This is a genomic window from Snodgrassella sp. W8132, from assembly GCF_016100865.1.
Lineage (GTDB): Bacteria > Pseudomonadota > Gammaproteobacteria > Burkholderiales > Neisseriaceae > Snodgrassella > Snodgrassella alvi.
The window spans coordinates 228,397-240,896 of record NZ_JACFRQ010000001.1 but is presented as its reverse complement, the minus strand read 5'-3'; the positions used below and the strand labels follow the sequence as shown (position 1 = coordinate 240,896).

Here is a 12,500-nt window from a genome sequence, read left to right as displayed (position 1 = left end):
CTTTGTATGTTCATTAATCTGATTAATCGCACCAATCATCGCCAAATTTATCTGATGTCGAACTGCATTTAAATATATTTAATAAAAATATACATATTTTAATTCTTTTATTAATCTATGCCTCGGTTACCTAATCTTTTAGTTATTTCATAATATACAGTAAATCAATTCAACTTTCTTTTATGAAGTTTAAAAAATTCAGTTTCGCCTGATAAGGAGAATCACCTGGATATATGTTCTTTGTTGATATTTATCAGAACAAATTTACCAAAAGAATACTACTGCTAACTATTTAAAAAATATATACATTAATTGGTTTTTGATAAAATACTCAACATCACTACGCTAATTAGATTTAAATTAGGCTATTAGTATATCCTTTCGCTCTTGTTTTATATCTAATCAAATAATCCCGTTTAAAAATCCAAAATTATTTCAATATGAATCTATTTAAAACAAATAAAAATTTTGTAGCTATGCTATTAGTAATATTGTTATCTGCCTGTAATAAAACCAAATCATTAGAAGAAAGCTATAAAACAAATACTCTGAATGTAAATACAGAATTTATTACTGAAAAGAATATAAATATTAACCAAATACAACAGGTACCAGTTGATACTTTAGTATCAAAATACCCACCATTAACAGATAGTACTTTTATTTTAGGCAAAGGAGATGGTTTGATTACAGAATTCAGAATCCGTTTAAAAAAAACATTTACAGAAAAAGAAATTGAAAACAGAGACATTATAATCAGAGAAGTAATATGGTCTTGCAATCAAGATGAAAATTTAACTATTTGGTATGAGAAAAAACAACATCAATGGGTTCTAGTAGACCATTTAATCTGGCATAAAGATGCTTTATTTTAAAATCTATTTTTAATTATCAAATATTTTAATTGTTACTGTAATATACTTGGCTATATTATTTTATATACAAATTCAATTATGTACATTAATTTTTTCAGTTCTGAAAAAACAGATCGTAAACATAAAAATATAGCTCAGTTTATGAAAAAATTTAACCAAATTTCAACAGATAAAATTTATTATCAGTTTAATCCTTTAAACATAGATAGATAAAGCAAATAGCATGAACTTTAATAATTTTTACCTTTTTTTGGCATTATTATTTATCTTTTTGGCAAAACTTACCCTTCTACAATAAAAAATTTTAATATTTAAATCTACATTTTCCTTTTAAATTTTGAATAAAATTTGACCACCATGCTATTAGTATTTTATGAATTACGCTCTTTCATTTCTCTACCCAAATCATATTCACAATCAGCTTTACCATTAAATGTAAGTTCTATAAACCATTTTAATTTATTTTTATCTATGATTAATTCATCCCATTCAACTACTGAAATTTTAACTTCTGGTTTAAGCAAATTATCAATAATTCTTTTAGGCAAATAAGGAAAATAATCTTCAAATTCTTTTCTTGAGCTTATATTCTTCAAAAAAGTTTTATTCTGATAAAGTCCTTGTTTTTCTTTTTCACCATGCGAAATAAATTTATATTTTGGTTTAGTTGATGGAAGCTGAATTACAAGAATTCCTGATTTTTTATTTATCTTTCCATTATACATACTGGAATAAATTTCCCAGTCAATATGTTTCCTGTTTTTAGTATCTGTTCCAACTAGTAATATTGTTACTGTTGTATCTTTTAAATAGTTATCACGAATTATTTCACGAATTGTTTCTTGAGGTAAACTATCATTAATATCGCCTGTATCTACAGAACCATCAATAAAAATATCCAATTCTAACAAAGCTTCTTTTGCCCATTGATCATTTTTATGATGATAACTGATAAAAACTTTATGTTTGGTCATTTACATATTTCCTTATTTGAAAAATTTTTAATACCTTTTAAGATTAAATGAACACATTCATCTATAAAAGGTGTTACCATTAATCTAATATAATCGCCAGATGTTAATCCTACTTGTTGTGCTAGTTTATCAATCGAAATGTCTTCAATTATTGATTTAATTTCTTTATAATCAGTATGATGTTGGTACCCTGATGCAATAGTTTGAAGTTTTTTATAGCCTTTATTATGACTAATTTGCCATTGTTCTGTAAATTCTTCTGCTAACTCCTTATTTCTGATTGAAATACATAATTTTTCTATTAAACCACCAAGCCCACCAACCAAGAAAATCGGTTTACATTCGTTATAAGCGATTAGGAATTCCTCTAAAACTCCAGGCATTTTTCCTAAGTATCTTTCAAATTTACCACCAGAGAATATTCTGATATCAGATTCTTTAATGGACTTCTCTCGCATCTCTGTCAGACATCTAGACCAAATATATTTATCATCAGCACAATTTGGTTTAGGAAATTTACTATTATGAATCAATTTTTTTACATCTTCAGGTATACTAACATACACAGGTTCCACGACCGTACAATAATTTGCATACCATCTCCTTATCTCTGGATCAACATTCAGACTCTTCGGATCAACATACAAAGTCCAAGCTAAATAATTTTTAACAAACAGCTTATCTATTTGTAGGCGATCTCTCAACACTGTGGCTTCATCAAGGATAAATTGTGTAAAACCATCCTCTCTTAAATCGCCACTATAAATTAATGTATGCTTCCTTGCTAATAAATGACGAGCCAAAGATTGAGAAAATCGTTTTAGTTCATCTAAATTTTGGTTTTGTGTATTATATCCGTCAAATTTATAATCAGAGATAGATAATCCAATACATAAACTTTTATTTTCTGTACCGTATTTATCATATGACCACAAAGGAGTAGAAACTGTTATATTAAAATAATTCGCCCATTCAGTTTCTTCCTTATATAATGGTGGTTCTGGATAACAAATTATTAAGTTACGTCTTTTATTTTCTCTTTCAAGTATATTTACAATCTGCTGAATTTCTGGCGGTCTTGCAAAAATTTCTGATTTTTTATCTATCCACTTTTGATTTTTATAATATATTAATAATTTATATGCGTGCTCAAAACGAATTGTTTCTAACAAAGCCGCAATTAATATTCTTAATATATCTTTTTCTTTTAATGGTTTTGCTGTAATATGTACACAGGGGATATTTGATGCTGCAGGAAAAATTCTATCTTCATACTTTTCTAAACTATTTACGAGAATAATTGGACGCTGTTCTCTCTTTGCACATAATATTTCTCTTTGACACCAATAGCGAGAAGAATAAGCATCACTTTCAATAGCAATTACTGTAGATTTTTTAATATAATTTTCAATTTCTTTATTAAATTTAAATCCAGGTGAAATCGTATTTGCATCAAAAAAATGTTGCATATTAGATTTATCTAGAAATTGTTTAATTTTTTCAGCATGCTTTAAACCTGTATCTCCTTTTTTAGCATGACTTAAGAATAAACGAACGGAAAAATCAACCCCTAATTCATTATTGTCAATATCTTTTAATCCAAATCGATATAACTCATGCGACAAATTCAAAATCGCATATTCTGTTTTATTTTTATCTTTCCATTCAAAGAATCGAATACAATTAAAATTTTTCAAAGGATCTTCTGATGTATGTTGCATTCCTTCTTTTTGAACAGCAACAGGAACAATATGATAATTTTCTTGGGTAGGTAATGAATTAATATATTTATGCCAAGACGAAAACATCAATGTATTTGCACTAAGAAAAAGAAAAATGACATCTTTTTCAGCTAATTTTTTAGGCGAATTTGATGGAGCCTGTTCCTCTTCTTTGGAACTATATAAGAATGTAGGAATATTTAGCTCTCGAGAAAACGGACGCTCAATATCTCTTGTAAGGTGGCGTCTAAAATCCTTAATGATAGAATAAATTTTGTCATTAGGATGCCAAATAAAATGTACTGCTATTGGGGGAACAATTTGTTGTATCATTTACTGTTTTTAGATAAAAAAAATTTAAAATAAATTTATCAAACCTTTATAAAACTATTCCCAATGTGAACCAGAACGGTTGTTAACAAAATAATCACGACTATTATCGTGTACCCCAGAATTTCTTCTTTGATATGCCTCATGAATCCATTTTTTTAATTCGTAGGAAGATAAAGGGTAATTATAAATTTTTGCATAACCGCTTTGAATATTATCATACAGTCTTGGTGGGATGTTGCAAGGAGTGTAAGTAACACAATTTTCTGTTTTTTTTGCATCAGAAATACATTTTAATTCCAAATGTGGCTCATAATTTGGACTTGGTAATAAAATGCCAATTAAGCCAGAACGAGAATTTTTAGATGTTTGGGTTAGGCTATAACCAATCTCCCAATCTACATGTTTACGCTTCCATGTACTTGAACCAATCAATACAATAGTTACAGTTGAATCAGAGATAAAATTATCACGAATTTCTCGACGAATTGTAGCTGTACTATTTTTAGGATCTATTTCTCCATCACTAACAGAACAATTGACAAAAATTGAGTTAAATTCCTGTGAAAATTCTTTCTCAAATTTCTTACGACAACTATCATCTTGATGATGAAAGCTCAGAAATACTTTGTGTTTTGGTATATCATGAAACATAATCACTTTTTTAAATATAAATAAATTAACTTAATTTATATTGTTATATATCTAATCCAATATTTATTATTTATATTTTACATATATTTACCATAATAGATATATTTTCTACTTTTTTACCACTTATCTTACTTTTTTAATTATCATCTAAGGACTTCTATTTATGCAGATAGTTTTTACATTTTTTATTTTTGCTGGAGGCTTTTATTAATTATTATTCTAATTATTATTGATGGTTTCGAGTCATCCCTATATCAATAAATATAATTTTAATTGTCAATAGTTTTTTAATCTTTAATTTTTAGTAAAAAAATTAAATTTTTTAATGTTTCAATTACTAATGATCATCTGAATTAGAAAAATTCGTAATAGACATTAACTGATCGCATAGCCTATTTAGCAACTTTCTTTATGATTTTATTGATAATATTTTAGTCTTGATGTTTTAATTAGAGTAAATAATCTAGTCAATTTTTATAGATATTAATCATATACACAAATTAATTTAGAAAATTAATATATTCTGAAAGATTTGTTAATCTATTTTGTTGATAACTTTGAGAAAATGATAAATAAATGTTAATAGATTGAGTTCGATCTTTTATTAAAACGTTTCTTCTCATTTATACGGATTTTTGTTCAATAATATTTAGCTTCATGCCTTATAATAAACTCTAATCCATCAACCACAGTTGCGTCCTCTAATTTACTTCTAAATGTATTCACCGCAAATTGACAGTGTAGTTTTATAGTGATCCAATGTTAAATAAAAATCTAACATTTCAGTTTTCTTATTAACCAAATAAAGGAAAATTTTTTATTTGAAAAAGGGTTGTTTTTTATTTATTCATACCATCTTAATTAGTAAAATCAACATATGTAGGTACTATTAAAACAAACTAGGATATATAAAAAATAAACTGTAAAAAAGAGAAGTCTTTTTCTACAACGACTTCTCTTTTTTACAGTTTATTTTAATAGTACCTTACTATAAAATTTAGAACGGAATATCGTCATCTATATCATCTACCGGAGCAGGAGTAGGAGCAGGTCGTGGTGCCTGACGGCGCGGAGCTGCCGGTGGCGGACTGGAAGCAGCAGGTGCAGCATCATAACCGTCCTGATTATAGTTACCTCCCTGTGCATAGTTGATTCCGCCATTCATCTGATCATAGCTATTACCTGAGCCGGAAGCACCGTCATTGCGACTGCCCAGCATTTTCATTTCACTGCCGATAATATCGTATGCGGTGCGTTCGATACCATCTTTACCGGTATATTTACGGCTTTGAATCCTGCCCTCAATAAACACCTGACTGCCTTTACGCAAATACTGGCTGGCTATCTCACCCAATTTACCGAACAGAGTAATATTATGCCATTCAGTACGCGTCTGGCGTTCACCATTACGGTCACGCCACTGTTCATCAGTAGCTATGGAAAAGTTGGTTATTGCATCTCCGCTGGGCATATATCGTGTTTCAGGATCACGACCCAGACGGCCAACCAGGATGACTTTATTAACAGACATGGTGGTTTCCTAATAATGAATACAGGCTGTTCGAGATGACAACCCATAATAAAAAGATTACAAATATCGCAGAATGCCGGGAATTCAGGCCCATTGCCAGTGCCGTTGCCAGGCATTGATAACAGCATTCGAGTAAGTACTACGCCCTAAGCTACCATTATAACGCGCCAACGCTCTTACCATATTACCATTCTCACGATTTCGATAATAACGCAGGATAGTACATCCGTAACGTAAGTTAGTGCGAATATCGAATAAGTTATGTTCCGGACGACCAATTTGTTTTACCCAGAAAGGCATTACCTGCATTAAACCGCGGGCACCTACTCCAGAGATAGCATATTGACGAAAACGGCTTTCTACTTCGATCAAACCAAGTATAACCTGAGTATCCAGACCAGCACGCATTGATTCATACTGAATATTGGTTAATAAACGTTTACGTGCATAATCATCAGGAATATGTGAAGCAAGACGGCCCGACATTGCATTTAGCCAGCGGCTTGCCTCTGCAGGCGAAGAAAAAATTAGGCGCGGAGGATTGGCATTATTAACAGCATTGCGCATGATCGAAGCAACATCATCAGAAAGGGTTTCTTCACGCTGTGCACCTGCCAGCACCATACGCGGCACAGCTATCCCCAGTAAGGTAGCACTGCCTGCCTGTAACAGCCGGCGTCGCGAGACAGATTTATTTCTGTACGGCATATAATTTAATTCCGTTTGTGTATCGTATACAAACTGATTGCAAGATTACGATAGGTAATTTTAATTGATTATATTAAATATAGTTAGATATTTTAAAATTTATACAGTAATTTTTATGACAATATGAGTTTTTCAATTCACAGAATCCATACCAGACAACTGTTTTAAAGAAAAAAGCCAATATCAATATTGGCTTTTTTCATGATATAACAGCTGAACTGCTTAACTCAGGGCGATCGGTACAAAAGCTTCACGCGCCAGTTCTTCTTGTGCCAGATCAGTTACTACTGTGGAAAATTGTACACCAAACCAGTTTCTGAAATTTTCAAAGCTCAAATCAGGCCACAAGTTTTCATCCTCACACCAGTCAGCCAGTTCTGCTGCAAAGATATCCTCATAACGCTGTTCGATTTCAACCCACAAGCTATCTATATCTTCACTGGCGGAAGTCAGATAGGCATTGGCATCCTGTTGCAAAATATCCAGAGATAACTGTTCCAGATCAATATCAGGCAATTTTTGCAACCAGGCCCAGAATGGTTCAAGCGGAACAAGCAAAAATACACTGCGGTTAACTTCATACATAGTCTTATTCCTTGTTTTATACTGATCTGAATTTCAGTTTTCGGAATGATACTTTTTACTGTTATAAAATACTAACGTTTAATGCACATTCCAATAGGGCTGACTTGCCGAAACCGGAGATTCAGTCAATTTGTCGCCCGTATTTTTATCTGGTGTTGAATCAGTTGTTGCCGGAACATTATCATCTGATTCAGTTACTTTTTTAACAGATTGACTTGATGATACAGAAGCCGGCTGGGTAACGGCATTATCGCTACCCGGAGCTACCAGATTATCTATATCGTCATCATCTTCATCATCTGCCGGAAACAATGAGCCGCCTACCTGATTGTTACGCAATTTCATATATACATCACGCATGTATGTATAGCGATCCAGTGCGGCATCATTCAAGCTATCGGTTACATCCAGCAATGCTTCACGCGAGGCTACTCCATTCAGGCCGGTAAGACTCCAGCGTACAGCATCTTCCTTGAAAATAGCATTTTCTATCGGGAATACATCAGTAATGGTACTTCCGATACTATCACGTACTGTCGACGGACCCAAAAGAGGATAAACAAAGTAATTACTGTTTTTCCAACCCCATGAGGCAAAGGTATCACCAAGGGTATTTTTGTTGTTCGGAATCCGGCCTGCATCAGCAATATCCAGTAAACCGCCCAAGCCAAATGTAGTATTAATACCAACGCGCACGAAATCTGTACTGGCTTTCTCAATATCCAGACGCAGCAGATTACTGCCAAAACTCACTACATCGCGCAAGTTATTGAAAAAGTTGTTAACGCCTGTACGTACAGGTGAAGGAGTGACTTTTCGGTAACCGCGGGCAACCGGTGTCATGATATAACGATCAAGATGATCATTAATATTGAACATCACCCGGTTATAACCCTCATACGGATCTTTATAAGTATAGGTCTGTTCCGCTGCCGCCCAGCCAGCCTGACTGAGCACAAGCAGTACACAGCCTGTTAGCAACTTTTTCTTACTACTCATTGTAATGATTCCTCTACACCGTAAAGTGCCATCAGGGTAATGAGTCCCGCCGGCACACCGGCGATGTGCAACATAAATTTCTGTCTGTGCGCCAGCCGCTTAGCCGCCACGAGCAATGCCACGCAGGCAGAATCGGCTTCGGTTACACCACTGACGTCCACTTTTTCTATTTGTCCGGTTTGGATATAGTCACAGAAACGTTTGAAATCGTTTTCTCCTACTGTACCCATAGTTACCTTGTCATGAATCATCAGGGTTTTACCCTGCACGTTGGTTTGCATGATTATTTACCGTTTTTGGCACGTAAATCCGCTACTAAACCATCTATGCCTTTCTGGCTGATAGTCTGATTAAACTGGTTGCGGTATACAGTCACCAGACTGGCACCTTCTACAGCTACATTGTAAATACGGTATATATTGCCTGCCTGATACAGGGTGTAATCCATACGTACTGGTTTACTGTTAGGTGTTGTAACATCTACACGCACAATGATTTCGCGTCCGCCCTTATTAACGACAGGATTACTGTATACATTTGCCTGAGCATTTTTAAATTTCAGCATAGTGCCGGAATAAGTACGGATTAACAGGGTTTTAAACTCCTGAGTTAATGCCTGCTGCTGTGCAGTACTGGCGGTACGCCACGGAGCACCTACCGCCAGTGCAGTCATGCGCTCAAAATCAAAATACGGAATAGCATAGTTTTCAGCCTGACGGCGTACCTGATTATCATTTTTACCATTGGCTGAACTTAAAATATTCAATACCTGAGTAGCATTGTCTTTAAGCTGGCTTACTGCCTGCTGTGGTGAAGCAAATGCCATACTAATGCTCATAATCGCAATACTTACCGCCCCGAAAAATGAAGATTTATTCAGTTTCATTAATATATTCCTTTAATTAAATCAAATTTGTTTATCTACTGTTACTTTTACTTATTCACTTGCAGAAGCAGCAGTATCTGTTTTTTTATTATCGCTTTTGGCATTACCCTCAGCAAAACTGGTCATAAATTTACCAATTAACTGTTCCAGCACCAAAGCTGAACTGGTAATAGTAATATTATCCCCATCGGCCAGATTATCCGGGTCGCCGCCTTGCTCCAGTCCGATATACTGGTCGCCAAGCAAACCTGAAGTCAGAATCTGCGCTGAAGTGTCAGTACTAAACTGGTACTGTTTATCAATTTTTAAAGTCACTTTAGCCCAGTAAGTTTTCGGATCAAGTACAATTTTGTCTACCCGGCCAACCACAACACCGGCTGCTTTGACAGGCGCCTGTGTTTTTAAACCGCCAATATCGCTGAACGAGGCCGATAAAGTATATGTAGGCTGGGAAGAGCCGATACCATTACCGCCGGCTACCCGAAAAGATAAAAATAGAATTGCCACTATGCCTATTAAAACAAATAGACCAACCAGCATTTCCAGACTGTTTTTTTTCATATCATTACCTTGTTAATCTGCACCCTATTTGGTAAACATCAGAGCAGTCAGCATAAAATCCACTGCCAGAATAGTTAGTGAGCTGGATACAACAGTACGTGTATTGGCGCGCAAAATACCTTCTGATGTCGGTTTTGCATAAAAACCCTGATAAACAGCTATCAGAGTAACAACTACGCCAAATACCAATGATTTAATTAAACCATTTACAACATCGTAGTAAAAATCAAGATTATTCTGCATTTGACCCCAGAATACGCCGTTATCCATGCCAAAATATTTTACGCCAATCAGATAAGCACCATAAACGCCGGCAACATTGAATATTGAAGCCAGTAAAGGCATGGAAAGTACACCTGCCCAGAAACGTGGGGCGATAACTCTCGCCACCGGATCAATAGCCATGACATTCATGGCTTCCAGTTGTTCAGTGGTTTTCATCAAACCTATTTCACTGGTCATTGCACCACCGGCACTGCTGGCAAACAGTATTGCAGCCAGTACCGGACCAAGTTCGCGCAGCATGGCGGCAGCCACCATATAACCAAGAATATCAGCAGATTTAAATTTAGCCAGCTGTGTATAGGCCTGTAACCCCAGTACCATTCCGACAAACAGTCCTGATACTGCGATAATGACAATAGAAAGAACACCGGAAAAATACATTTGCCGGATCATCAGGCGCGGACGGCGTAAAACTGTTCCGCTGCGCAGCAAGGCGGCAAGCAGAAATAATGCTGCCCGCCCCAGATGCTGGACAAAACTCAGGGTTTTTGCACCCAGTTGCTCGATTGCTTTCATCACGCGATGTCTAAATCCTGTTGTAAGGTGGTGGTAGCCGGATAACGAAATGCTACCGGGCCGTCTGCCTGACCATGAATAAACTGATTTATCCATGGTGAATCCAGTTCACGCATTTGTTGCGGTGAACCGGAAAAAATAATTTCACCGTGTGCCAGAAAAACCACATGGCTGGCAATATCCAGAGATTGCTGGATATCATGTGTCACCATTACACTGGTAGTTTGTAAGGCTTTATTGACCTTACTCACCAGACTGGCTATTACCCCGAGTGAAATCGGATCCAGGCCGGTAAATGGTTCATCATATAGCAATAATGCCGGATCAAGTGCAATTGTACGAGCCAGTGCTACTCGTCTTGCCATACCACCGGAAAGCTCGGATGGCATTAATTGCTCTACCCCGCGTAAACCAACTGCATTCAGTTTCATGACCACCAGATCATGTATCATGCTTTCCGGCAAATCAGTATGTTCCCGCATTGGAAAAGCAACATTATCGAATACTGATAAATCCGTAAACAAAGCACCAAACTGAAACAGTACGCCCATGTTACGGCGATGGTAATACAGTTCTTCGCGGCTGAATTCGGCAATATCACGACCATTGATCAATACTTGCCCCTGTTGTGCACTGATCTGGCCGGTAATTAAACGCAACAAGGTTGTTTTACCACTTCCGGAACTACCCATAATAGCGGTAAAACTGCCCTGCTCCAGTTTAAAATTAATATTTTTTAAAATGGGTCGGTCGCCATAAGCGAAAACCACATCTTTCATTTCAATAAACGGCGTAGCCATATTGAGAATTCCCATGCCGTATAGCAACTTAGATTTTATGATGTCTGTTGGTATTTATCAAATACAAGTGCGTAATTACTGCCCTGCTTTCCAGTGCCTGCTCATATCCACTGCAGCATGAATTGCTGCAAATAAACTGCTGCTGGTTGCTTCACCAGTACCGGCAAGATTCAGCGCAGTACCATGATCCACTGAGGTGCGGATAAAAGGCAGTCCCAGAGTGATATTAACGCCCTCTCCAAAACTTGCATATTTTAATACCGGCAATCCCTGATCATGATACATAGCCAGAACAGCATCAGCCTGTTCAAGCATGAAAGGCTGAAACAGTGTATCTGCCGGAAATGGTCCGGTTATTTGCATACCCTGCTGTTGTAACTGGCTGATTACCGGAATAATAATATCATTTTCTTCATTTCCAAGATGACCGCCTTCACCAGCATGCGGATTGAGACCGGCAACCAGAATACGTGGCTGTATCAGCCCGAATTTTGTCTGCAAATCATGATGCAGAATAGTTAGTACTTCGGTTAATAATTCAAGTGTCAGGGTATCTGCTACTGCCCGCAGTGGTAAGTGAGTAGTGGCTAAAGCCACTCTCAGACCGCCACCGGCAAGCATCATTACTACTTGAGAAATAGCACTTTTAGCAGCCAGATATTCCGTATGGCCGCTAAAAGCAATACCGCTATCGTTGATAATTCCTTTATGAACCGGAGCAGTGACTATAGCAGCAAATTCACCCTGTTCTATGCCAGTATATGCTCTGTCCAGTAATTGCAATACATAAGCAGCATTTTGTACGTTTAATTTTCCTGCCTGAACAGATACCTGAACTGGAATATGACAAACTTCCAGTACTCCGGATACAGGTTTGTTACTATCTGGCTGATAAGCCTGTATGGTAATTTTTTTATTCAGTTGTGCCGCACGCTGCTGCAATAATTGCATATCTCCCAATACCACAATGCGTTGCGGCCAGTCCTGGCTGGCCAGATCCAGACAGATATCTGGACCGATACCTGCCGGCTCTCCGCTAGTAACAGCAATAATTAACTGATTCTTCATAAAAATA

14 protein-coding genes are annotated in these 12,500 nt (G+C 36.0%); 1 reads left to right on the top strand and 13 read right to left on the bottom strand.

Annotated elements, in window-relative coordinates; all coding sequences use genetic code 11:
- Positions 1-440 precede the first annotated feature (440 nt).
- Positions 441-875 (top strand): hypothetical protein, encoded by a 435-nt coding sequence (locus H3U82_RS01120; protein ID WP_198208780.1) that lies wholly within the window; start codon positions 441-443, stop codon positions 873-875.
- A gap of 371 nt (positions 876-1,246) precedes the next feature.
- Here H3U82_RS01120 and H3U82_RS01115 read toward each other — a convergent pair whose 3' ends face one another.
- From H3U82_RS01115 to pdxA, 13 genes are all read right to left on the bottom strand, one after another.
- Positions 1,247-1,849: a TIR domain-containing protein gene (locus tag H3U82_RS01115; protein WP_100126226.1), complete on the bottom strand. Its 603-nt coding sequence runs from the start codon at positions 1,847-1,849 to the stop codon at positions 1,247-1,249.
- Positions 1,846-3,903, bottom strand: coding sequence for a TIR domain-containing protein (locus H3U82_RS01110; RefSeq protein ID WP_198208779.1), 2,058 nt, complete (start codon positions 3,901-3,903; stop codon positions 1,846-1,848). The genes H3U82_RS01115 and H3U82_RS01110 overlap by 4 nt, the downstream gene beginning before the upstream one ends.
- 54 nt (positions 3,904-3,957) lie before the next feature.
- Complete coding sequence (locus tag H3U82_RS01105) at positions 3,958-4,554, bottom strand: TIR domain-containing protein (RefSeq protein ID WP_198208777.1); 597 nt, start codon at positions 4,552-4,554, stop codon at positions 3,958-3,960.
- Positions 4,555-5,551: 997 nt separating this feature from the next.
- Positions 5,552-6,085, bottom strand: a complete 534-nt coding sequence (locus H3U82_RS01100) for a single-stranded DNA-binding protein (protein ID WP_198208775.1) — start codon at positions 6,083-6,085, stop codon at positions 5,552-5,554.
- An 84-nt stretch (positions 6,086-6,169) separates the two neighbouring features.
- The gene (locus H3U82_RS01095) at positions 6,170-6,793 is read right to left on the bottom strand and encodes a lytic transglycosylase domain-containing protein (RefSeq protein ID WP_198208773.1); all 624 of its coding nucleotides are present in this window, start codon (positions 6,791-6,793) and stop codon (positions 6,170-6,172) included.
- Between the two features lie 222 nt (positions 6,794-7,015).
- A complete protein-coding gene (locus H3U82_RS01090; RefSeq protein ID WP_025331216.1) occupies positions 7,016-7,378 on the bottom strand; it encodes a hypothetical protein in 363 nt (120 codons plus the stop codon).
- A 78-nt stretch (positions 7,379-7,456) separates the two neighbouring features.
- Positions 7,457-8,377, bottom strand: a complete 921-nt coding sequence (locus H3U82_RS01085) for a VacJ family lipoprotein (protein ID WP_198208771.1) — start codon at positions 8,375-8,377, stop codon at positions 7,457-7,459.
- Complete coding sequence (locus H3U82_RS01080; protein ID WP_025331218.1) at positions 8,374-8,658, bottom strand: lipid asymmetry maintenance protein MlaB; 285 nt, start codon at positions 8,656-8,658, stop codon at positions 8,374-8,376. Before H3U82_RS01080 ends, H3U82_RS01085 begins: the two co-directional genes overlap by 4 nt.
- A gap of 2 nt (positions 8,659-8,660) precedes the next feature.
- Entirely contained in the window at positions 8,661-9,257 is a 597-nt protein-coding gene (locus H3U82_RS01075; RefSeq protein WP_025331219.1) for a phospholipid-binding protein MlaC, read from the bottom strand.
- 57 nt (positions 9,258-9,314) lie between these two features.
- On the bottom strand, positions 9,315-9,824 hold the full coding sequence (gene mlaD / locus H3U82_RS01070) for an outer membrane lipid asymmetry maintenance protein MlaD (protein WP_084547255.1): 510 nt from the start codon (positions 9,822-9,824) through the stop codon (positions 9,315-9,317).
- A gap of 24 nt (positions 9,825-9,848) precedes the next feature.
- Positions 9,849-10,625, bottom strand: a complete 777-nt coding sequence (gene mlaE / locus H3U82_RS01065; RefSeq protein ID WP_078475685.1) for a lipid asymmetry maintenance ABC transporter permease subunit MlaE — start codon at positions 10,623-10,625, stop codon at positions 9,849-9,851.
- Positions 10,625-11,425 carry an ABC transporter ATP-binding protein gene (locus H3U82_RS01060; RefSeq protein ID WP_084563372.1) on the bottom strand — a complete coding sequence of 267 codons (801 nt, stop codon included), beginning with the start codon at positions 11,423-11,425 and terminating at the stop codon, positions 10,625-10,627. Before H3U82_RS01060 ends, mlaE begins: the two co-directional genes overlap by 1 nt.
- 75 nt (positions 11,426-11,500) lie before the next feature.
- Positions 11,501-12,493 carry a 4-hydroxythreonine-4-phosphate dehydrogenase PdxA gene (pdxA, locus tag H3U82_RS01055; protein ID WP_084565504.1) on the bottom strand — a complete coding sequence of 331 codons (993 nt, stop codon included), beginning with the start codon at positions 12,491-12,493 and terminating at the stop codon, positions 11,501-11,503.
- Between the last annotated feature and the right edge of the window lie 7 nt (positions 12,494-12,500).

Bases quoted from the DNA above. Each gene is read 5' to 3' on its own strand.
- H3U82_RS01085 (WP_198208771.1), bottom strand. From the start codon at position 8,377: ATGAGTAGTAAGAAAAAGTTGCTAACAGGCTGTGTACTGCTTGTGCTC.
- H3U82_RS01090 (WP_025331216.1), bottom strand. From the start codon at position 7,378: ATGTATGAAGTTAACCGCAGTGTATTTTTGCTTGTTCCGCTTGAACCA.
- H3U82_RS01115 (WP_100126226.1), bottom strand. From the start codon at position 1,849: ATGACCAAACATAAAGTTTTTATCAGTTATCATCATAAAAATGATCAA.
- pdxA (WP_084565504.1), bottom strand. From the start codon at position 12,493: ATGAAGAATCAGTTAATTATTGCTGTTACTAGCGGAGAGCCGGCAGGT.
- H3U82_RS01080 (WP_025331218.1), bottom strand. From the start codon at position 8,658: ATGCAAACCAACGTGCAGGGTAAAACCCTGATGATTCATGACAAGGTA.
- mlaE (WP_078475685.1), bottom strand. From the start codon at position 10,625: ATGAAAGCAATCGAGCAACTGGGTGCAAAAACCCTGAGTTTTGTCCAG.
- H3U82_RS01095 (WP_198208773.1), bottom strand. From the start codon at position 6,793: ATGCCGTACAGAAATAAATCTGTCTCGCGACGCCGGCTGTTACAGGCA.
- H3U82_RS01110 (WP_198208779.1), bottom strand. From the start codon at position 3,903: ATGATACAACAAATTGTTCCCCCAATAGCAGTACATTTTATTTGGCAT.
- H3U82_RS01105 (WP_198208777.1), bottom strand. From the start codon at position 4,554: ATGTTTCATGATATACCAAAACACAAAGTATTTCTGAGCTTTCATCAT.
- H3U82_RS01120 (WP_198208780.1), top strand. From the start codon at position 441: ATGAATCTATTTAAAACAAATAAAAATTTTGTAGCTATGCTATTAGTA.
- mlaD (WP_084547255.1), bottom strand. From the start codon at position 9,824: ATGAAAAAAAACAGTCTGGAAATGCTGGTTGGTCTATTTGTTTTAATA.
- H3U82_RS01100 (WP_198208775.1), bottom strand. From the start codon at position 6,085: ATGTCTGTTAATAAAGTCATCCTGGTTGGCCGTCTGGGTCGTGATCCT.
- H3U82_RS01060 (WP_084563372.1), bottom strand. From the start codon at position 11,425: ATGGCTACGCCGTTTATTGAAATGAAAGATGTGGTTTTCGCTTATGGC.